The organism is Micromonospora sp. WMMD1102, assembly GCF_029626265.1.
Lineage (GTDB): Bacteria > Actinomycetota > Actinomycetes > Mycobacteriales > Micromonosporaceae > Plantactinospora.
Window position 1 is genome coordinate 1,815,128 of record NZ_JARUBN010000001.1, and the last position, 20,243, is coordinate 1,835,370.

The 20,243-nt window shown below is 72.8% G+C and carries 19 protein-coding genes; 9 read left to right on the top strand and 10 right to left on the bottom strand.

The annotated features are described in order from the left end of the window. Nucleotides 1-64 precede the first annotated feature (64 nt). Nucleotides 65-2,092 carry a glycoside hydrolase family 3 protein gene (locus O7626_RS08255; RefSeq protein WP_278060556.1) on the bottom strand — a complete coding sequence of 676 codons (2,028 nt, stop codon included), beginning with the start codon at nucleotides 2,090-2,092 and terminating at the stop codon, nucleotides 65-67. A gap of 345 nt (nucleotides 2,093-2,437) precedes the next feature. Between O7626_RS08255 and O7626_RS08260 the strand changes: the two genes are divergently transcribed. Both O7626_RS08260 and O7626_RS08265 read left to right on the top strand, forming a co-directional pair. Beyond that, entirely contained in the window at nucleotides 2,438-3,058 is a 621-nt protein-coding gene (locus O7626_RS08260) for a hypothetical protein (RefSeq protein ID WP_278060557.1), read from the top strand. Between the two features lie 237 nt (nucleotides 3,059-3,295). Continuing rightward, on the top strand, nucleotides 3,296-3,688 hold the full coding sequence (locus tag O7626_RS08265; RefSeq protein WP_278060558.1) for an integrase: 393 nt from the start codon (nucleotides 3,296-3,298) through the stop codon (nucleotides 3,686-3,688). Between the two features lie 224 nt (nucleotides 3,689-3,912). Here the strand turns inward: O7626_RS08265 and O7626_RS08270 are convergent, their stop codons facing one another. The 6 genes from O7626_RS08270 to bioB form a co-directional block, all read right to left on the bottom strand. Then, nucleotides 3,913-5,508 (bottom strand): beta-N-acetylhexosaminidase, encoded by a 1,596-nt coding sequence (locus O7626_RS08270; RefSeq protein ID WP_278060559.1) that lies wholly within the window; start codon nucleotides 5,506-5,508, stop codon nucleotides 3,913-3,915. A 62-nt stretch (nucleotides 5,509-5,570) separates the two neighbouring features. Continuing rightward, nucleotides 5,571-6,494, bottom strand: a complete 924-nt coding sequence (locus O7626_RS08275) for a hypothetical protein (protein ID WP_278060560.1) — start codon at nucleotides 6,492-6,494, stop codon at nucleotides 5,571-5,573. Nucleotides 6,495-6,527: 33 nt separating this feature from the next. Next, complete coding sequence (locus O7626_RS08280) at nucleotides 6,528-7,232, bottom strand: PIG-L family deacetylase (protein ID WP_278060561.1); 705 nt, start codon at nucleotides 7,230-7,232, stop codon at nucleotides 6,528-6,530. Between the two features lie 40 nt (nucleotides 7,233-7,272). After that, entirely contained in the window at nucleotides 7,273-8,436 is a 1,164-nt protein-coding gene (locus O7626_RS08285) for an ROK family transcriptional regulator (RefSeq protein WP_278060562.1), read from the bottom strand. A gap of 615 nt (nucleotides 8,437-9,051) precedes the next feature. After that, nucleotides 9,052-9,246 (bottom strand): hypothetical protein, encoded by a 195-nt coding sequence (locus O7626_RS08290; protein WP_278060563.1) that lies wholly within the window; start codon nucleotides 9,244-9,246, stop codon nucleotides 9,052-9,054. A gap of 12 nt (nucleotides 9,247-9,258) precedes the next feature. After that, a complete protein-coding gene (gene bioB / locus O7626_RS08295; RefSeq protein WP_278060564.1) occupies nucleotides 9,259-10,254 on the bottom strand; it encodes a biotin synthase BioB in 996 nt (331 codons plus the stop codon). 312 nt (nucleotides 10,255-10,566) lie between these two features. Here bioB and O7626_RS08300 point away from each other — a divergent pair, with 312 nt between their 5' ends. The 4 genes from O7626_RS08300 to O7626_RS08315 all read left to right on the top strand — a co-directional run bounded on the left by O7626_RS08300 (nucleotide 10,567) and on the right by O7626_RS08315 (nucleotide 14,980). Continuing rightward, entirely contained in the window at nucleotides 10,567-11,703 is a 1,137-nt protein-coding gene (locus O7626_RS08300; protein ID WP_278060565.1) for an 8-amino-7-oxononanoate synthase, read from the top strand. 76 nt (nucleotides 11,704-11,779) lie between these two features. Further along, nucleotides 11,780-12,484 carry a dethiobiotin synthase gene (bioD, locus tag O7626_RS08305; protein WP_278066102.1) on the top strand — a complete coding sequence of 235 codons (705 nt, stop codon included), beginning with the start codon at nucleotides 11,780-11,782 and terminating at the stop codon, nucleotides 12,482-12,484. 162 nt (nucleotides 12,485-12,646) lie between these two features. Then, entirely contained in the window at nucleotides 12,647-14,293 is a 1,647-nt protein-coding gene (locus tag O7626_RS08310; RefSeq protein WP_278066103.1) for a histidine kinase, read from the top strand. Nucleotides 14,294-14,332: 39 nt separating this feature from the next. Beyond that, on the top strand, nucleotides 14,333-14,980 hold the full coding sequence (locus tag O7626_RS08315) for a response regulator transcription factor (protein WP_278060566.1): 648 nt from the start codon (nucleotides 14,333-14,335) through the stop codon (nucleotides 14,978-14,980). Between the two features lie 39 nt (nucleotides 14,981-15,019). Here O7626_RS08315 and O7626_RS41465 read toward each other — a convergent pair whose 3' ends face one another. Next, on the bottom strand, nucleotides 15,020-15,583 hold the full coding sequence (locus tag O7626_RS41465; RefSeq protein ID WP_347404761.1) for an ATP-binding cassette domain-containing protein: 564 nt from the start codon (nucleotides 15,581-15,583) through the stop codon (nucleotides 15,020-15,022). An 81-nt stretch (nucleotides 15,584-15,664) separates the two neighbouring features. Between O7626_RS41465 and O7626_RS08325 the strand changes: the two genes are divergently transcribed. After that, nucleotides 15,665-16,306, top strand: a complete 642-nt coding sequence (locus O7626_RS08325) for a signal peptidase II (RefSeq protein ID WP_278060567.1) — start codon at nucleotides 15,665-15,667, stop codon at nucleotides 16,304-16,306. Nucleotides 16,307-16,420: 114 nt separating this feature from the next. On the opposite strand, the gene O7626_RS08330 is transcribed toward O7626_RS08325, so the two are convergent. Beyond that, nucleotides 16,421-17,611 carry a cytochrome P450 gene (locus O7626_RS08330; protein ID WP_278060568.1) on the bottom strand — a complete coding sequence of 397 codons (1,191 nt, stop codon included), beginning with the start codon at nucleotides 17,609-17,611 and terminating at the stop codon, nucleotides 16,421-16,423. Nucleotides 17,612-17,673: 62 nt separating this feature from the next. Beyond that, nucleotides 17,674-18,333, bottom strand: coding sequence for a 50S ribosomal protein L11 methyltransferase (locus O7626_RS08335; protein ID WP_278060569.1), 660 nt, complete (start codon nucleotides 18,331-18,333; stop codon nucleotides 17,674-17,676). Nucleotides 18,334-18,554: 221 nt separating this feature from the next. On the opposite strand from O7626_RS08335, the gene O7626_RS08340 reads away from it, so the two are divergent. Then, on the top strand, nucleotides 18,555-19,460 hold the full coding sequence (locus O7626_RS08340) for a hypothetical protein (protein WP_278060570.1): 906 nt from the start codon (nucleotides 18,555-18,557) through the stop codon (nucleotides 19,458-19,460). A gap of 292 nt (nucleotides 19,461-19,752) precedes the next feature. After that, nucleotides 19,753-20,190, top strand: a complete 438-nt coding sequence (locus O7626_RS08345; RefSeq protein WP_278060571.1) for a hypothetical protein — start codon at nucleotides 19,753-19,755, stop codon at nucleotides 20,188-20,190. Nucleotides 20,191-20,243: the final 53 nt, after the last annotated feature.

The window sequence follows — 20,243 nt, forward strand, 5'->3', positions numbered from 1 at the left end:
GCCGGGGCGCGCCGCCGGCACCCGGGTCACGGGCACCGGCGGCGGCATCTCCTCGGACGGACTCTCAGCGGGTACGCAACCCGTACCCGTACGGGAAGAGCGGGCGGTAGTTCCGGTCACCGATGTTGATCGGCACCTGCGCCTCGCTGCGCGGCCAGGTCACCGAGAGCCGGCCGGTGAACGGGCGCCGGCCGAAGAGGACGTCGGCGACGCCGGCACCCTCGCTGCCCGGCAGCCAGGACGCGACCAGCGCGTCCATCTGGCCGAGCTGGTCGGTGAGCACCTGCGGCCGGCCGGAGACGACGAGGACCACGCAGGTGTCGATCGCCCCGCAGACCTTGTCGACGACCGCCCTGTCGCCCGGCTGGAGGGAGAGCGACTTCTCCTCCTGCTGCGGCGTGCTGCACCAGCCGCACTCCGGCCCGCCGACGTCACCGAAACCCTCGGTGTACGGCGTCTCGCCGACCACCACGACCGCGACGTCCGAGCCGGCGGTCGGGGCGGAGCCGTCCGCGCTGTAGGTGACCTTCGCGCGCGGCGCCACCTCGCGGATGCCCTCCAGGATCGTGGTGCCCGGGATGATGTCACCGGAGGCGCCCTGCCAGGTGATCGTCCAGCCGCCCGACTGGTTGCCGATGTCGTCGGCGTTCCGCCCGGCGACATAGATCTTGGCGTCGGAGCGCAGCGGCAGCGCCCGGTTGCTGTTCTTCAGCAGCACCTGCGACTCGGCGACGGCCCGTCGGGCCAGCGCCCGGTGCTCCCGGCTGCCCACCTCGTCGAGGTCGTCGGCGGAGGCGTACGGGCGCTCGAAGAGGCCGATCTCGAACTTGGCCCGCAGGATCCGGCGTACCGCGTCGTCGATCCGGGCCTGGCTGACCCGGCCGGCCCGCACCTCGGCGAGCAGCAGGTCGATGAAGAGCTTGGCGTTGTTCGGCACCATCGCCATGTCGATGCCGGCGTTCACCGCGGTCCGTACCTTGTGCGCGGTCAGCCCGGCCACGGTCGGCTCGTCCGGGTCGGGGATCTGGTGCAGGCCCTCCCAGTCCGAGACGACGAAACCCTCGAACCGCTGCGCACCCTTGAGCACGTCGGTGAGCAGCTCCTTGTGCGCGTGCATCTTGACCGGGTTGCCGACGCCGTCCTCGATCCAGTCCACGCTGGAGAAGGAGGGCATCACGCTGTCCACGTCGTGCCGGCGCAGCGCGGTCCAGAACGGCGCGAGGTTGGTCCGGGCGAATTCGGCCCGGGTGGTCACGGTGACGCCCTGGTCGATGGTGTACCGCTGGGAGCCGGGTGGCAGGCTCTCGTTCGCGTCGGCGGTGGCCTGGTCGTACACGGTGTCGCCGTCCCCGGCGTAGTGCTTGATGGTGGCGAGCACCCCGGCGTCGCGCAGCCCGTCGACGTAGCTGCTCATCTCGCCGACCAGCCCCGGCTCCTCGCTGAACGCCTCGTACGCCCGGCCCCAGCGCTCGTCGCGGGAGACGCAGAGGCAGGGGGCGAAGTTCCACGGGATGCCGGTGGCCTTCACCTCCTCGCCGGTGGCCTTGCCGATCTCCCGGACGAGTCGCGGGTTGCGGGTGGCGCCCAGGCCGATGTTGTGCGGGAAGACGGTGGCGCCGTAGACGTTGTTGTGCCCGTGCACGGCGTCGACGCCGTAGATGATCGGGATGCCCAGCCGGGTGGTCAGCGCCTGTCGCTGGAAGTTGTTGACCATCGACAGCCAGGCTTCCGGGGTGTTCGGGGTTGGCAGCGAGCCACCGCCGGAGAGCAGTGAGCCGAGGTTCCACTCGGCGACCAGGGTCGGGTCGGCGTCCACCGCCGCCCGCTCGGCCTGGGCCATCTGGCCGACCTTCTCCTCCAGGGTCATCCGGCCGAGCAGGTCGGCGACCCGCCGGTCGATCGGCAGTCTCGGGTTGCGGTAGTCGGGCCGGCCGCCGTGCCCGCCCGAGCCGGCGGCGGTGCCGGTGGCGGCGGCGGAGTCGGCGGCTTCGCCGGGCGCCGCGGACGCGGAGCCGGAGGGCAGCAGCGAGACGACGAGCAGACCGGTGAGCAGCGTTATCAGTGGTGTTCGGGGTCGCGAGTGCGAACGCATTGTCGTGCCTCCAGGACGGTTCGGGTACGCGCCAGCCCGATCCTTCCCGCGAACATAAGACGACGTCAATATCGAAGCGCCTGTGAGAGCGCTCTATCCTAGGCTTTTTGTCCACTTTGACGCCTATTTGGGATGGTTCATTTCTTCGCCGTCGAGAGCGGTCATCGGAGGCTGCACCGAACTCCCGGGTGGACCGTGCCGGATCGGAGTGGACGGTGCCGGTGGCCGGGTGACTACCCCGGGCGGGGGGGGCGGGCTGGCTCCGGAGCGGGAGGTGCCGGAGCGCCGGTGTCCGGACCCTGGACTCCGGAGCGCCCGGACGGGCGTCCACCGAAGGGGGAGACGATGGGTACGACAAGTTATCGGATCGGTGCGGCGGCGGCAGCGGTGGCCATCGTGTTGACCGGGTCGCAAGCGTCCGCCGCACCCGTACCGGAGTTCCGGCCCGAACCAGCGGCCCGGGTGACGGGCTCGGCGGACGTCCGGCTGACGTACTGGCCGGACAGTGACGTCCGGACGTTCACCTTCGACGCGGTCGGTAGGCCGTACAGCCGGCCGATGCCGGACCTGCCGGAGGGCCTGCCCACCGACGCCTCCGGAACGGTGCGCATCGCGCACCGGGTGGCCGAGGTGGACGTCACCGTCCGGATGGTGGCCCGGGTCGACTGCCTGGCGACCGGGCCCGGCGTGGCGGTCCTGACGGCCGTCGTCACCGAGGCCGACGAGCCGGCGCAGGACGAGATCGGCCGGCGCCTCGGCTTCAGCGTCTACGACGCGGGCCGGCACGGCGGCCCTGACCGGGTGGGTTTCTCCTGGTCGGTGGTGAACGCGGAACAGGACGAGAACGGCACCTGGGGCCCGGCGGATGCCGGCACCTGCATGGGACCGGGCCCGTTCGCCCCGGTCGTCCGGGGTGACTACACCGTCCGGCACCAGGACCTGCCGCCCGTCCCGAGCGGCGGCTGACCGTCCGGCCCGCCGTACGTCCGGCCCACCCGGGCAGCCGGACGTACGGCGGGTCCCCGGTCGGAGCCGGCGGGTCTGCCCCGCAGCTTCGCAGACCCGCCGGCCGCGACCGGGGACCGGCGTGCGGCTCCGGCGGACCGGTGGACGCCGTACCCTCGGCAAGTGAAGCGGACCGCGGCGCCGCCGGGATGGTAGCCGCGCCGGGTCGGCCCGAAAACGCCGAGAGGGTGGCTCCCGTTGAGGTCCAGGCTGCGCCGGCTGCACGCCCACGACCGGCAGTTCACCTGGACGGCCCGGATCGACCAGGTTCGGACCGTCCAGGGCTGGCGCCGGTGCGTCCGGGTACGCGTCTGGGGCGCCGGCAAGAACAGCCGGGCACTCCAGGTGGACCTGCTCTCCACGGCACCCCGCTCGGCGTGGGGCGACCCGGCGGCGACCGACGGCGTATACCCGGAGCCGAGGCACGTCCGGGCGGTGATCGACCACGCCCTCGGGCACGGTTGGCAGCCGGACGAGATCGGCGGCACCTTCGTGCTGACCGGTGCCGGGCACGCCGAGGCGCTGCCGCTGCCCGGCTTCGTCCTCACCGACCTGCTGCTGCTCGCCGAGCGGGACGGCGGCGGAGGATAGCCGACACGGCCGTGGTCATCCCTGCACCGCACCCGCTGCCACTGTGGCCCGGAGGAATCCGCGGAGCAGCCAGATCGTGATCGGCAGTACCGACGCGACATAGCTGAGGATGAGCCCGGCGTACGTACCGAGCAGGCCGAGCAGTTGAACACCAGGGAGGTCGGGATCAGCGGAGCGGTCGCGGGAAGCATCTGGATCACCAGGATCGGCGGCGGGTGCCGCGCTCAGGGCGCCGGCCGGAACCTCGTCGACTCGGTCGGCCCCGGCGAGGGTCGCCGCTCGAAGCCGTCGATATCCAGGGCGTGCAGCCGCGCGGCGTGCGCCGCGAGCCGGTCCGAGAAGTCGTCGAAGTCTCCCGGACCCGTCCGCCACACCGCCTCCGCGAAGGCACAGAAGCGCGGAAACACGAGTTGGTGCATCTGACGCTCCGACACCACGAACTCGGTCCACATCTGGCACTGCGCGCCGAGGATCCGCGCCCCGTCCGACGGCGCGAGGCCGGGCGGAATCGGGTCGTAGTCGTAGACCTGCCGGAGCGTGACCGGCGGCTCCGCGGCGAGGGGCTGCTCGCCGCGGTCGTCCGTCTGCGGGTGGTAGAGATACGTCTCGCTGTCGGGGGTCATCACGACGTCGTGACCCGCCCGCGCGGCCGCGATCCCGCCCGCCGTGCCGCGCCACGACATCACGACCGTCCGCACCGGGACCCGGTGGTCGAGGATCTCGTCCCACCCGACGGCCCGTCGCCCACGTTTCTCCAGGAAGGTCGCGAACCGGTCCGTCACCCAGCCCTGCAACTCGGACTCGTCGCGCAGCCCGAGCTGCCGGATCCGTGCCTGCGCCGCGGCACTCGTCCGCCACTCGTCCGTCGGGACCTCGTCGCCGCCGATGTGCACGAACGGGCCCGGGAAGATTTCCAGTACCTCGTCGAGCACGTGCTCGTAGAACCGCATCGTCGACTCCTCGACGTTGAGCACGTGCCTGCTGACACCCCAGTCCGTCCAGACGTCGAGTGGGCCGGAGACGTTACCCAGCTCGGGGTAGGCGGCGATCGCCGCCTGCGAGTGGCCGGGCAGGTCGATCTCCGGTACGACGGTGACGAACCGGTCCGCGGCGTACGCGACGATCTCGCGGAGGTCCTCCTTGGTGAAGTACCCGTTGTGCGGAGCGTGGTCGCGTACCGGCGGGGCCCCCTCGGGGCGGATGTACTGGCTGTCGGCAGTGGAGAACTCCCGCCAGGAGCCGACGCGGGTGAGTTCCGGATAGCGGTCGATCTGCACGCGCCAGCCCTGGTCGTCGGTCAGGTGCAGGTGCAGCACGTTCATGTGGTGCAGGGCGAGCGCGTCGACGAGCTTGAAGATCGCGTTCCGGCCGAAGAAGTGCCGCGCCACGTCGACGAGCATGCCGCGCCAGCCGAAGCGGGGACGGTCGGCGACGCGTATCCCGCCGATGGTCCAGTCGACGCCGCCCAGAAGCACCCGCCGGAACACCTGGGGCGGGCACAACTGGAGGAAGGTCTGCGTCGCGTGGAACGCACCCGCCGGGTCACCCCCGGTCAGCCGTACGCCCGACTCCTCGACCACGACCGTGTACGCGGACTCCACCAACCCGGGCGAGGTGGACAGCGAGATCGTGGCACTGTCGGCGGGTGGCCCGACCACGACCGGGATGCCGTGGCCGGTCGAGGCCCGCAACCTCGCGGCGAGCAACTCGGCGGTCCTGCGGCATTCCGCCGAGGCCCCGATCACGGTCTCGGCGTCGATCCGGAACGTCGTCGGAAGTTCGGTGACTGACTCGGGACGAGGGATGATTCCGGTGGCCACCCGACGCGCTCCTTCACAGCTGGGTCGACAGGTCCGGCGCCCGGCTGGGCGTACGGCACCGCTCAGGCCATCGAGATGACGAGGTCGTCGGCGACGCTGCCGAGGAGGGCGTAGTCGGCCCCGGCCTCCTGTAACAGACTCCCCGGAACGTGTTCGGTGACCGGGCCGTGCGCGACGAGTCGGGCGATGAACCGCTGCCACGAGTAACCGTTGCCGAGATCCCCGTCGAGCCAGAAACTCCGGCGACGGGCACCCAGGATTTCTCTCGGCCCGATCGTGCAGGCGAACGGTGGCACCCAGGACCAGTCGCCGCCGAACGAGTGCAGGGCGTTCTGCATGATCGTGATGGGGTGCAGTTCGACGGTCCGGGCGCCCGCGGCGCGGTAGCCGGCCGGGTCGTCCCGGAACTCGTCCGCGAGGTGTGGTTCCCAGAAGGCGATGTGCCCGCCCCAGCCGATCCCGCCGTAGACGACGTCCGCGCCGCCGGCGTCCTCGACCATCGTGCTGTAGTCGGCGACGACCTCGCTGGTGGGGAAGTGGATCTGCGTCTCGGGTGGGCGGAGCTCCTCGTCGATCCGGGAGAAGAACGAGTCCCACATCGCACGCTGGAACGACCCCGCCCAGCTGATCGGGGCGGTGGTACCCGACGAGTCCGCGTACTCGTCCATGTTGAAGGTCGTCACGTGCGCGAGGCTGAGGCGCTCCCGGTTGATCTGACGGGCGGCGATCTCGAACTGGGGCACCGGGCCGACCGGCAGGATCAGCACCAGGCCCTGCCCGGCGTCCCGGCTGCGCCTGATCTCGCCGACGAGGTCGGCCGCGAAAGCCTGGTAGAACTCGGACGGGTCCTCGATCACCCTGATCCGGAAGTCGGGATTCGGATGCTCGGTGATCCGTGACCGGGGAATCCGGCGGGCCCGCTCACACGCCTCGGCGTCCCGGAACGTGCTGATCGAGGCGAGCCCGGGTGAGAAGTCGACAGTCACCGGTCGGTCCTTTCTGGAAGGTGGCCCGGATGGTCACGGCAGCATCCGTACGGTGCGGGGGCGCAGCCAGCGAAGTGACGGGAGGAAGCCCTCGGCGTAGGCGACTCCGCACTGGTAGCCGCGGGCCGCGGTGAGTGTGCGGGTCTGCTCGATCACGTCGACGCCGTCGTGGTCCCGAAGCCACTCCACCTGGCTGCAATGCTCGGCGAGCGCGTCGAGCTTCACCTGGATCACTGACGAGACGTCGACGTACTCGGTGGGCACGAAGTTCACGCTCGCGAGCGTGTCCATGTAGTACACCGCCGGCACGACCGGATGGTGTGGCGCGGCCGTCTCGTACAGCGGAAGGGTCGCGATGAAGCTGGCTTCCTCGAACAGCCGCCCGGTCTCGACGTGGTCGGGCATGTAGTCGTGCGGGTGATGGGTGAGGAGCAGGTCGGGCCTCGCCCGGCGGACGATCTCGACCGCCTGCGTCCGCTGGGCGGGATCGGCGGCGTTGACCTCCCCGTCGGAGACGCCCATCGTGACGTGGGTCGCGCCGATCACCGCAGCCGCCCGCCCGGCCTCGGCGAATCTGATCGCTGCGATCTCCTCCATCGTGTTGACGTACGAGCCACGGTCGCCGCGCGAGACGTGGCACATCGTCACCTCGTGACCCTCGGCGGCGAACCTCGCCAGAGTGCCGCCGCACAACTGCTCCAGGTCGTCCGGATGTGCGGCAACAGCCAGTACGCGCACGGCACCGTCCCCTCTCCCGTTCACCTGTCCGGTTGGACTCTCAGCTGCTCAGCGCACGGACCAACTCCTGCTCGACGAGGTTCGCCGCGTGGTTGACGGCGCCGAGGGCGACGGCTTCGTCGCCAAGGTTCGAGACGGCCCACTCGGGGCTGAACGGGGCCCATTCGCGTACCCGGTCGGCGAGCCGGTCGAGGAAGAGGTCGGCAGAACGCGACATGCCACCGCCCAGGATGACCGTGCGGGGGTCGATCGCACTTCCGACCGCGGCGATTCCCCAGGCCAGCGCGTCGACGGCCGCGTCGACCACGGCTCGGGCCACCGGGTCGCCGGCGCGGCAGGCGGCGAAGACGGTCGACGCCTCGACCCGGTCGACGTCTCCGCCGGCAAGTTCGAGGATGGCAGCGCCGCCGGCCGTACCGGCTGCCTCGCGCCCGCTGCGCCGGATTGCCCCGCCGCCGGCCACGGCCTCGAGCGGGACGACGCCCGGGTCACGCCCGGCAGACCACTGCCGGTACGGCATCTGGCCGATCTCCCCGGCGCCGCCGTGCGCACCGCGGTGCACGCGCCCGTCGAGCAGCAGCCCGGCTCCGATGCCGATGCCGAGGTGTACGAAGAGCGCGTCGTCGATGCCCTGCGCGACGCCGCCGGATCGTTCGGCCTCCAGCGAGAGGGTGGCTTCGGTCTCGGCGACGACCAGGCAGTCGAATGCGGCACGCAGCCGCTCGACGAGGTGCAGGCCGTCCCAGCCCGGCAACTGGGGCGCCATCGTGACGACGCCGTCAGGGGAGACGACACCGGGGGTCCCCGCCACGACGGCCATCAGGTTGCGGGTCTGCGGCGCTGCCTGGTCCAGCAGGGCGTCGGTCGCGTTCCTGACCGTACCGAAGAACCGCTCGGGCTGGTCGGGCGCGACTGCCAGGGTCGCCAACCTGGTGGAGGCGAGTGTTCTGCCCGAGAGGTCGGCGAGAATCAGCAGGGTCTTGCCGGCGCCGACGTCGATCCCGAGCACCTGGCCGCGGTCGGCGCCGTATTCGTAGACGGGGGCCCGGGCCGGGACCGCCCGCGCGTCGGGTGGAACCAGGCCGATACATCCGAGGCTCTCCAGGTGTGCGACGACGCTGGTGACAGTGGGTTTCGACAGGCCGGTCACCCGGACGAGATCCGCCCGGGTCATCGGCCCCCTGGCGCGAAGCTCTCTGATCACGCCGGCTGCGTTGATCACTCGCATCAGGGCCGGGGACCCTTTTCGGGGCATAGCTGGCACGGCGCTGGTCAAGATAGGCTGCATCCTGGGAGGTAAGTAAGGATTACTTACCTTACGCCGCGAGCGGTGAGCCAAGCAAGGTCCACGGTCGACAACTCCGCCGTCGACAGGTGAATGACGATCGCCCGGCAGGAGTGGCTCCTACCGGGCGATCGTGCGGCATCGAGCCAGCGATCTGACGTCGGGTCGGGTGCGGAGCGGGGATAGTCGCCGGGGAGACTGTCGAGCTGCCCCGCTTGTGCGCCCATCCTGCCGGGCTTGCCCGAACTCCGGTCCAGCCCGCCGGTCGACCCGAACCGCATCACCCCATCGGCAACCCGCTACCGTGCCCCGCTTGTGCACCCAGCTCGACAGTCTGCACGCCGACTACCTCCGCTCCGCCGCCGGGTCGCTCAGCTGGCCGGCCGTCCGCCCAGCGATGCCGGTGCCACGTCACAGCGCCGCGAACGATGAACCGCAACCCGAGCAGCCCGGCGCTGACCGGGCGGCGGTGGGTCGGTGGACGGTGCGACGGTATGCGGCGGCCGGGCGCGGGCCCGCCGGACGCCGCGACGTTCAGCGGGCGGAAGCCGTCCCGCCGTGCTCGACGCAGCTTGCCGACCAACCGGCGGGCAGCACCTGCACCTTCATCCGGCGCCGGCAGTGCGGGCAGTAGCGCGGCGGCTCCAGCATCCGGGCCAGCCGACAGGCGTCGTGGCCCCCGCTGTCGGCGGCTTCGCCGCACCTGTCGCACCAGCTGTCGGAAGTCACCGGGTCACCGGGTCACAGCGTGGCCGAGAGCGCCTTGACCGGCATCTTCAACTCGTCCAGCAGGGCCAGGTCCTCGTCGGCCGGGCGGCCCAGGGTGGTCAGGTAGTTGCCGACGATCACCGCGTTGATCCCGCCGAGCAGGCCGTCCCGGGTGCCGAGGTCGCCGAGGGTGATCTCCCGGCCGCCCGCGTACCGCAGGATGGTGCGCGGCATGGCCAGCCGGAACGCGGCGATGGCCCGCAGCGCGTCGCGCGGCGCGACCACCGGCTGCTCGCCCAGCGGGGTCCCCGGCCGGGGGTTGAGGAAGTTCAGCGGCACCTCGTGCGGGTCCAGCTCGGCGAGCTGCCCGGCGAACTCGGCGCGCTGCTCGACCGTCTCGCCCAGCCCGAGGATGCCGCCGCAGCAGACCTCCATGCCGGAGGCGCGGACCATCCGCAGCGTCTCCCAGCGCTCCTCCCAGCTGTGCGTGCTCACCACGTTCGGGAAGAAGGAGCGGCAGGTCTCCAGGTTGTGGTTGTACCGGTGCACACCCATGGCGACCAGCTCGTCGACCTGGGCCTGGGTGAGCATCCCGAGCGAGGCGGCCACCTGGATGTCCACCTCGGCCCGGATCGCCGCGACACCCTCGCGCATCTGCTTCATCAGCCGCTCGTCCGGCCCCCGGACCGCGGCGACGATGCAGAACTCGGTGGCGCCGGTGGCGGCGGTCTGCTTCGCCGCCTCGACCAGGGACGGTATGTCCAGCCAGACGGACCGGACCGGCGAGGCGAACAGCCCGGACTGCGAGCAGAAGTGGCAGTCCTCCGGACAGCCGCCGGTCTTCAGCGACACGATCCCCTCGACCTCGACCTCCGGGCCGCACCAGCGCATCCGCACCTCGTGGGCGAGCTGGAGCGCCGCCGAGAGGTGCTCGTCGGGCAGCCGCAGCACGGCGAGCACGCCGGCCTCGTCGAGACCGACACCGCCGTCGAGTACCTGGGTACGGGCCCGGTCGAGGATTTCTGGCATGGGTCGTACCCTACAAGCGCACCGTCGGTCGATGTGGGCCACCCGGCAGGGCTGGCCGGACACCCCGGGCCCGGCCGACGGGCCGTGCGACCGGCGGACCGGCCGCCGGTTCTGCCGGCCCGGCGAGCCGCCACAGGACCGCTCCGGGTGGTATTTTCGCCGGTCGGGGGCTGTCGCGCGGGCGGCGCCGCAGACCAGCCGACCGGGGCGGGTGCGCGCCGAGGGCCGCCCCGGGCCGGAGGCCGTGCAGCCTGCGGCGATCGGGTTTCCGACAGCGCCTGGGGCGGACGCGGACCAGTGTGGGGAGTGGCGGTGCCAAGCTGGCTGGACGGGCTGGACCGGCGGGCGCGGCTGCGCGCCAAGGCCGGGCTCACCCGGCGGCTGCGGCCGAGGAACGGCACCGAGGACCTGGTCGACCTCGCCGGCAACGACTACCTGGGGCTCGCCCGGCATCCGGCGGTGGTCGCCGCCGCGGCCGACGCGCTGGCCGGGTACGGGCTGGGCGCCACCGGCTCCCGGCTGGTACGCGGCTCCACCGAGGCCCACCACGCGCTGGAGTCCTACCTGGCCGACTGGCTCGGCACCGGGCAGGCCCTGGTCTACTCCTCCGGCTACCTCGCCAACCTCGGGGCGGTACGCGCCCTGGTGCAACCCCGCACCCTGCTGCTCTCCGACGCGCACAACCACGCCTCGCTGATCGACGGCTGCAAGCTCTCCGGCGCCGAGACCCTGGTCACCCCACACCTGGACGTCGCCGCCGTCTCGGCCGCGCTGGCCGGCGCACCGGGCCGGCCGGCGGTGGTGGTCACCGAGTCGGTCTTCTCGGTCGACGGCGACCTCGCCCCGCTCGCCGAGCTGCACGCCGTCGCCCGCCGGTACGGCGCGCTGCTGCTTGTCGACGACGCGCACGCGCTCGGCGTACTCGGACCGGCCGGGGCGGGCGCGGTGGCCGGCGCCGGACTGGCCGGCGAGCCGGACGTGGTGGTCACCGCGACGCTATCCAAGGCGCTCGGCGGTGCCGGCGGGGTGGTGGCCGGGCCGGCCGAACTCGTCCGACACCTGATCGACACCGGGCGGACCTTCATCTACGACACCGCGCCGCCCCCGGCGGTGGTGGCCGGGGTGCTCGCCGCCGCCGGGCTGACCCGCTCCGGCGACGCGCTCCGGGCCGAGCTGGCCGACCGGGCCGGCACGGTGACCAGCCGGCTCGGCGCGGCCGGGCTGGAGGTCTCCGCACCGGCCGCCGGGGTGGTCTCGGTGACCGCGCCCGGCCCGGAGACCGCGGTGGCCTGGGCGGCCGACTGCCGCGACCGGGGGGTCGCGGTCGGGTGCTTCCGGCCGCCGTCGACCCCGGACACCCGCTCGCGGCTGCGGCTGACCATCAACGTCGGGGTCGACCGGGCCGCCTTCGACCGGGCCATCGAGGTGATCGTGGAGTGTGCGCCGTGACCAGGACCGCCAGGCGTGTCGTGAGCAGAACCGTGACCGGAGACGAGTGGTGACCGGTCTGGCGTGGCGGGGGCCGATCCTGGTCACCGGCACCGACACCGACGTGGGCAAGACGGTGGTCACCGCAGCCGTCACCGCCGCCGCCCAGGCCGCCGGCCTGCGGGTGGCGGTCATCAAACCCGGACAGACCGGTACGGCGACCGGCGCGGAATCCGACATCGACACCGTGAACCGGCTCGCCGCGCCGATGACCGCACGCACCCTGGTCAGCTACCCCGATCCGCTGGCCCCGCTGGCGGCGGCCCGGGTCGCCCAGGCCGAGCCGCTGGAGCTGTACGCGGTCGTCGACGAGATCAGGGCCGACGCGGACAAGCACGACCTGGTACTCGTCGAGGGGGCCGGCGGGCTGCTGGTCCCGATGGGGCTGCGCCCGTCCGGCGAGGCGTGGACCCTGGCCGACCTGGCGGTGTCGATCGGCGCCCCGGCGGTGGTGGTCACCCGGGCCGGGCTCGGCACGCTGAACCACACCGCGCTCACCCTGGAGGCGCTGGACCGGCGGGCGGTGCCCTGCGGTGTGGTGCTCGGCGCCTGGCCGGCCGAGCCCGAGCTGGTGCACTGGGCCAACCTGCGGGACCTGGTCCCCAACATGGTCGGCGCGCTGCCGGACGGGGCGGGCACGCTCGAACCCGGGGTGTTCCGCCGCTCCGCCCCGGGCTGGCTCACCCCGGCGCTATACGGGGTACTCGACGACTGGCGGGCCTGGGCCGAAGACGTCAGCTGACGGTCCGACCGTCGCACCGGCAGCTCGGGACCGTCGCGCCAGCAGCCGGGCACTCTGGCCCCAGCAGCCGGGAGCTGTGGCGCAGCAGCCGGGCACCGCACCGGCGGTTGCTTACTTTCGGCGGTAACCGGCGGGTGCCGGGGCTTGTAGCCTGGCCGGGTGATGGCCGGGCTCCGCGACGTACGGCTCCGGCGCCTGCCGCGCCGGCGTGACCTGCTGCTCGACCTGACCCTCTGGGGCGTCATCTCGGCCCCGGTCACGTTGGCGCTGCTCACCCCGCCGCACGGGCCCTGGTATCCCGCCCGGCTGGTCGGGTCGCTGCTGGTGACCGGGCTGGCTGTGTCGGCCAGCCGGCGGGCGCCGCTGCTCGGCCTCGTCCTGGTGGTGCTGCCGACCGCCTGGGACGGCAACTTCATGTTCGCCATTCCCGTGCTGAGCTATCTCGTCGGGCTGCGTGAGCGCCGCTCCGGCCCGGCCACCGCCGTCTTCGCCGGGATCGGCCTCGGTGGCACCGTGATCAACCTCGGTCTGCTCGGCACCGCAGCCGAGGTGTGGTTCCTGCTGGCCAGCACGCTGCTGTTCGGCGGGGTCCTGCCCTGGCTGGTCGGTCGCTACCACCGGCAGCACCGGGCGCTGGTGCTGGCCGGCTGGGAGCAGGCCGACCTGCTGGAGCGGGAGCAGCGCGGCGCCGCCGAACGGATCCGGCTGCGCGAGCGGGCCCGGATCGCCCAGGACATGCACGACTCGCTGGGCCACGACCTGAGCCTGATCGCGCTGCGCGCCGGTGCCCTGGAGATGGCGGCCGACCTCGACGAGGGGCACCGGCGGGCCGCCGGTGAGCTGCGGACCAGCGTGGCGTTGGCCACCGACCGGCTCCGCCAGGTCATCGGCGTACTGCGCGAGGACGGCGAGCCGGCGCCGACCCGACCGGCGGGGGAGCGGGTCGAGGACCTGGTCGAGCGGGCCCGGGCCGCCGGGATGGCGGTACGCCTGCTGGTCGAGGAGGACGGCACGTCCGGTGCAGCGGGTGCCGGCGTACCGCCGATGGTGCGGCAGGCGGTCTGCTCGGTGGTGCAGGAGGGGCTTACCAACGCCACCCGGCACGCGCCCGGGGCAGCGGTGACGGTGACCGTGCGCCGCGCCGCCGACCGGATCTCGGTGCGGGTCGGCAACGGCCGGCCGGCCGGACCGCTGCCCGGGATCCGGGGCGCCGGTTCCGGCCTGATCGGGCTCGGTGAGCGGGTACGCCTGGCCGGCGGCACCCTGCGGGCCGGCCCGGACGGCACCGGCTTCGAGGTGTACGCCGAACTGCCGGCCGCCCCCCGCCCGGTCATCGGCCCGGCCGCACCGGCCCGGACGGCAGACCCGGAGCGACCGGCCGGGACGGCGGACCCGGAGCGGGGGGCACCGGCGGAGGCGACCCTGCCGCCGTACGGGCCGCCCGGGGTGGCCACCGCGCACCGGCTGCGTTCGGCCCGGCAGCGGGTCCGGCGCAGCCTGCTGGCCGCGGTCACCGTCCCGGTGGCGGTCGGCGCCCTGCTGGTACTCGCCTACTACCCGATCGCGACGTTCGGGACGGTGCTCGACTCCGACCGGTACGAGCAGCTACGGGTCGGCCAGGACCGGGCCGAGCTGCGCGACCTGCTGCCGGACCGGCAGGTCGAAGCGCCGCCCGACGCCGGCCGGTCGGTGCCGAGCGGCGCCAGCTGCGAGTTCTACTCCGACGGGGCCTTCCCGTCCCGCGAGGCGGTCTACCAGGTCTGTTTCCTGCACGGTCGGCTGGTGCTCAAGGACCATCTCGGCGACTGACCCGGCCGAGCCAGACCGACAGTTATCGAGAGGAGTGCCGTGATCCCCGTCCTGCTGGCCGACGACGAGGCGATGATCCGGGCCGGGGTCCGGGCGATCCTCGCCGCCGACCCGGAGATCGAGGTGGTGGCCGAGGCTGCCGACGGGCGCGACGCGGTCGAACTGGTCCGGGCCCACCGGCCCCGGGTGGCGCTGCTGGACATCCGGATGCCCCGGCTCGACGGGCTGGCCGCCGGGGTGGAGATCCGCCGGCTGGTCCCGGAGACCGGGGTGGTCATGCTGACCACGTTCGGCGAGGACGACTACATCGCCCGGGCGCTCGGCGAGGGGATGAGCGGGTTCCTGCTCAAGTCCGGCGACCCCCGGGAGCTGATCGCCGGGGTGCGGGCCGTGGCGGACGGTGCGGCGTACCTGTCGCCGGAGGTGGCGCGGCGGGTGATCGAGCTCGGCGGCGGGCTGCTGGCCCGGGCACCGGCCGCCCGGGAGCGGATCGAGGGGCTCACCGAGCGGGAACGGGAGGTGCTGGCGCTAGTCGGTGCCGGGCTCTCCAACGCCGAGATCGGCCGGCGGCTGTTCCTGGTCGAGGGAACGGTGAAGAGCTATCTGAGCAGCATCTTCACCCGGCTCGGGGTACGCAACCGGGTGCAGGCGGCGATCATCGCGTACGAGGCGGGCCTGACGGGCTGAGCCGTCCGGGCGGGGCGCCCGGCGAGCGCCCCGCCCGGTTCAGGCGTCCCGGCGGCGCAGCACGGCGAGCCCGGCCAGCAGGGCCGCGACCGCCCAGCAGGCGACGAGCACCAGGCCGACGGCCGACGGATAGGCATCGGTCTCGCCGCGCAGGAAGTGCAGCCCGGCGCTGCCGGGCAGCGCGTCGGCGATCGCGTTGAGTGCTCCGATGTCCGGCAGTCGCAGCGTGGCCGGCACGATCGCGAGCAGCAGGAAGACCGTCACGAGGGTGCCGACCGCGCTGCGCAGCGCGGCGCCGAGGCCGAGGGTGAAGAGGCTGATCAGCGCCAGGTACCCGGCCAGCCCGAGGCTGTCCGGTCCGGGGCACAGGACCGGAAAGACCTCCCGCAACGGGTGCCGGAAGCTCCGGTAGGGCCGGCCGTCGATCAGGGCGGTACCCGAGTCGGGGCGGTCCAGGCCGAGGGTCATCCGGATCGTGGTGGACTTGCCGGCGCCGTTCGGCCCGAGGAAGCCGGTGACCCGACCTGGCATGATCGATAGCGTGAGCCGGTCGACGGCTGTGGTCGCGCCGAAGCGCTTGGTCAGTTCGGTTAACGTGATCATGGATCCTTCCGGTGTTCGCAGCAGCTCCGCAGCGAGGCTAGGAATCCGGACGGCGGTCACACAGCGGACGATGGATGGCCGGTGGGGCCGACTTTGGTCGGGAATGCCGGCTGGTGCTCCGGGCCGGGCGGCGACGTAGGCTGGGTGCCGTCCGGACAGCCGTCGGCGCTGGAGGTCTTCGTCATGCAGCACGTCGAGGCGGGTTCCTCGATGCCGGAAACGGGCCGCGCTGTCGGCTCCGTGCGGTGGTACCCGCAGGTGCTCACCCTGGCCGTAGTGATCGTGCTGGTGGACCAGGTCACCAAATACCTGGCCGTGGCCGCACTCTCCGACGGCGGTGTCGTACCGGTCCTCGGCGACCTGCTCAGCCTGCGGCTGCTCTACAACCCGGGGGCGGCGTTCTCGATCGGCACCGGCGTCACCTGGGTCTTCACGATCATCGCCGCCGTCGCGGTGGTGGCGATCACCCGGGCCGCCTGGAAGGTCCGCAACCGGGCCTGGGCGATCGCCCTCGGCCTGGTGCTCGGCGGCGCCACCACGCACCTGCTGGACCGGCTGTTCCGGGAGCCCGGGTTCGCCCGGGGACATGTCGTCGACTTCATCGACTACGCCGGCTTCTTCGTCGGGAACGTCGCCGACATCAGCCTGGTGCTGGGCGGCGTGCTCATCGTGCTGCTGTACCTGCGCGGGGTCGACATCGACGGCCGGCGCGACCGGGCCTGACCCGGCCGGAACCGTCAGCGGGCGGGACCGTCCGCTCCGAACCGTCACCGGGCGGCACGTGCACCGGGCGGCACCGCACGTGCACCGGGCGGCACGTGCACCGGGCAGCACGAGTCAGCGGGCAGAGCCGGCAGCGGACGGTCGGCGGCGCGTGACGACAAGCGCGTCCGGCATCCGGAACGACAGGTTGTCCGGGCACCAGGGCGCGCGCAGCACCGTCACGTCGGCCAGCAGCGGAGCCGTCTCGGCGACCACCACCGCCGCCTCCAGCCGGGAGAGCTGCGCGCCGACGCAGCGGTGTGCCCCCGCCCCGAACGCCAGGTGCCGGCGGGAGCCGCGCTGCCCCGGCAGGAACCGCTCCGGTGCGGCCACCACCGCCGGGTCGCGGCCGGCGCGGGCCAGCCAGAGCACCAGGCTGCTCCCTTCCGGTACGGCGGTGCCGGCCAGCTCGGTGTCCTGGGCGGCCACCCGGCGCCAGGTGACGATCGGCGGGTCCAACCGCAGCCCCTCCTCGACCACGTCCGCCACCTCGACCGTGCCGGCGTGCAGGCCGGCGAGCACCTCCGGGGCGCCGGTGAGCCGGTGCACCAGCAGGGTGAGGAACTGCGAGGTGGTCTCCTGGCCGGCGACCAGCAGGAAGAACAGCGCCCCGATCACCACGTCCGGCGGTTGCCCGGCGGAACGCAGCTCGCCGGCCAGCCCGGCCCCGGTGGCGGCGAACTCCCGCAGTACGGCGTGGAACCGGCCCACCAGCTCGACGAGTACCCGCTGCCGGTCCGGGTCGACCGGGGCCCAGAACAGTTCCAGGGCGGCCCGGGTGAACTCCTTGACCACCTCGGCGGGCGCCTCCGGCAGCTCCACCAGCCGGGCCAGTACCAGCAGCGGCAGGTCGGCGGCGAGTTCCGCGTACAGGTCGACGGGATGCCCGGCGTCGAGGGTGCCGCGCAGCCGGCCGACCCGCTCCCGCACGACGGCGGTCAGCCACGGCCGCTGGGCGGCGACCCGGTGCGGGTGCAGCGCCTCGGCCACGATGCCCCGGATCAGCGGATGGCTCGGCCCACCGTTGTTGGCCAGCGTCGCCGGCAGCCGGAAGCCGTGCCGGGCGAGGATCCGCAGCGCGCCGACCGGGATCGGGGTCATCGCGTCCAGCGCGTTGTCCGGGCGGAACGTCTCCGGGTCGGCGAGTACCCGGCGGACCAGCTCGTGCCGGGTCACCACCAGATGCTCGACGCCGAGGTGGTCCGGTACGGCGACCAGGTCCGGCCAGGTTCGCTCGACCGGCTCCTGCCAGCTACGGAACAGCACCCGACCACGCTAACCAGTGCTGTCCCGCCGGCCGCTGCCGCCGGTCGCCGGGGTGACGTTCGTCAGGTCCCGGACCCGCTCGTCAGTTCCCAGACCCGGCTGTGCTTCACGCTGACGCTCTCCAGGGCGACGGTGACCGGGATGTCGTAGCCGGCCAGCGGCCGGAACCGTTCCCGTGGCAGGTACGCCCGCTCCGGGTCGCCGACCAGCACCCGGGCACCGGCCCGGCTGGCTCGGAGCAGGAACCGCAGCACCCGGTTCGCCATCGCCTGGCTGTAGAAGACGTCGCCGGCCAGTACCACCTCCGCGTCGCCGGCGTCGCCGTCCAGTACGTCGCCGACCTCGCCGGCCACCGTCACCCCGTTGGCCTCGGCGTTCACCGCGACGGCGGCCACCGCCACCCGGTCGACGTCGACGGCCCGGACCCGTGCGGCGCCGGCCCGGGCGGCGGCGATCGCCACCAGCCCTGAGCCGCAGGCGAGGTCCAGCACCCGCCGGCCGGCGACCGTCTCCGGGTGGTCGAGCAGATGGCGGGCCAGCGCCTGGCCGCCGGCCCAGGCGAAGGCCCAGAACGGTGGCGGCTGCTCGCTGCGGAACTCGCCCTCGGTCAGTTTCCACAGGCCGATCGGTTCGGCAGCCTGGTGCAGCCGGATCTCCGGCACCGCCGAAACCGGGGTCAGTTGGGCGTACGTTCGGACGAACTCCGCCGGACTCTCGGACACAACCGCCGATTGTGCCGGTAGCCGACCGGGGCGGCGGCGCCGGCCCGCTTCCGTGACCCGCGTTCGGGCGTGTCGCGGCGGGCTCGTAACGGGTTCAGCACTGCGCGTCAAATGTGCCCTTTTCATTACTGGATGGTGCTGATACGCCAGTCTTCCGTCCGGTCAACCGGCCCCATAACGTTGATCAGGTCGGGATCGGCGCGAATGGGGTGGTGGTGACGGTGCGGCGGTTCGCGATCCGGCTCGGGTCCACGTTGGTGTGTGCCACGACGGGTTGGATCCTGCTGCCGGTGCCCCCGGCCGAGGCGGCGCCCGGCTTCGAGACCGCCCTGACCCGGCTACCCGGACGGTTCGTCGCCGGTGCCGGCGCCGAGACGATCACCGCGGTGATCTCCACCAACCGGGACGACGGCTGCCGCAAGGTCCGCTGGTCGCTGGTGCTGCGGGCGGACGGCCTGCGGCTCGACCAGGTCGGGATCGACCGGATCGAGCAGAACGGCGTCGTCGGAATGGAGGTCCGGGGTGCGAACGGCGGGGCCCGGCTCACCGACCGGGAACTGGACCCCGGCACGCTGTGCCGGAACCGCACGGTCACCGCGCAGTACCGGCTGGCCGTCGACGCGGCGGTGACGGACGGGCGGATCGAGCTGACGGTCGAGGCGTTCGACGCCCAGTCCCGGCTGCTCGATGCGGCCAGCGCCACCCGCGAGGTGGTCAGCGAGCGCAGTGGCGGCCCGGCGTCACGGCGCCGGGCGCCGACCCCGTCCCAGCAGGCCCGACCCACCCCCACCGAGGCGGTGCGCCCGACCGAACCGGTCGACGGCGACGCACCGGTGCTCGCGGAGGGGACGGACGGTGCTGGGGCGGCCGACGGCGGCTCGGGCGGCGGCGAGGCCGCCGCCGCCGACCGGGGCGGTGCCGGGCTGACCCTGCTCGGCTTCGGCTTCGGTGCCCTGCTGCTCTTCCTCGGCGCCGGCCTGCTGCTCCGGCTGCACTTCCGCAACCGCTTCCCGGAGCCGGCCACGGCCACGTCGCCGTCGCGGCGGAGCCGGCCCGCGGTCCGGCGGGGGAACCCCGAGGCGGTACGCCGCCGGGACAGCGCCGCCCGCCACTACTCCGACTGGTGATCCGGCACGCCGAGGCCCCGCTGAAGCGAACTGATCGACCAGCCGTAAGAACCCGGGTCTGCTCATCGAGGGTCGGCGCGTCCGCGCTCAGGGTGATGAGCACCCCGTTCCGCAAGGCCGCGAGCTTCTCCTGCGCATAGGTGGCCTGCATGGCCCGGCGCCAGACGGCGGGCGATGACGACACATGAACGATGGCTTACCTCCGAGTGTGCCCAGCATTATGCCTGATAGTTGCCGTGTTCGGTCACGGTGCCGACAGAACGCGAGACAAAGGATCAATACGCTCGCGACCATGAATTTTGACGTTGGTGATGTCCCGGCGTGGGTGGCTTTGATCGTCTCTGTTGTCTCGGTCCTCGTCGCGGTACGCGCGACACGTCACGCCAGGGACTCTGCCGGGGCAGCCCGGCGGTCCGCTGACGCGGCAGAGCGTCAAGCCGCTGCGGCTGAGGCGGCCGTCCCGCCGCCGCCACCGGCCGTCGACTGGCGCATCGTCCATCAGCAGAAGAGCAGGTACGTGCTCCGCAACGTTGGAGTCGAAACTGCGACCGGTGTGCAAATCCAGGATCACGACGCGATCCTCTGGGCTGTCGACGAGGTGCCGACGGAGGTGCCGCCTAATGCTGGTGTGCCGTTTCTGATCGCCGCGACTATGGGTAACCCAGCGCCAGACGAACTCTGGGTTACTTGGGACGGGCGTTCAATCCCCGTCGCCGTACCCATCCCATGACTGCTCCTGTCTCAACTACCCGACCCGTGTAGCTGGACCTAGTCCGGCGGTGA

What these genes read in the sequence shown, in the direction of transcription:
- O7626_RS08255 (WP_278060556.1), bottom strand. Translation starts at nt 2,092, where the DNA reads ATGCGTTCGCACTCGCGACCCCGAACACCACTGATAACGCTGCTCACC.
- O7626_RS08260 (WP_278060557.1), top strand. Translation starts at nt 2,438, where the DNA reads ATGGGTACGACAAGTTATCGGATCGGTGCGGCGGCGGCAGCGGTGGCC.
- bioB (WP_278060564.1), bottom strand. Translation starts at nt 10,254, where the DNA reads ATGCCAGAAATCCTCGACCGGGCCCGTACCCAGGTACTCGACGGCGGT.
- O7626_RS08310 (WP_278066103.1), top strand. Translation starts at nt 12,647, where the DNA reads ATGGCCGGGCTCCGCGACGTACGGCTCCGGCGCCTGCCGCGCCGGCGT.
- O7626_RS41465 (WP_347404761.1), bottom strand. Translation starts at nt 15,583, where the DNA reads ATGATCACGTTAACCGAACTGACCAAGCGCTTCGGCGCGACCACAGCC.
- O7626_RS08345 (WP_278060571.1), top strand. Translation starts at nt 19,753, where the DNA reads ATGAATTTTGACGTTGGTGATGTCCCGGCGTGGGTGGCTTTGATCGTC.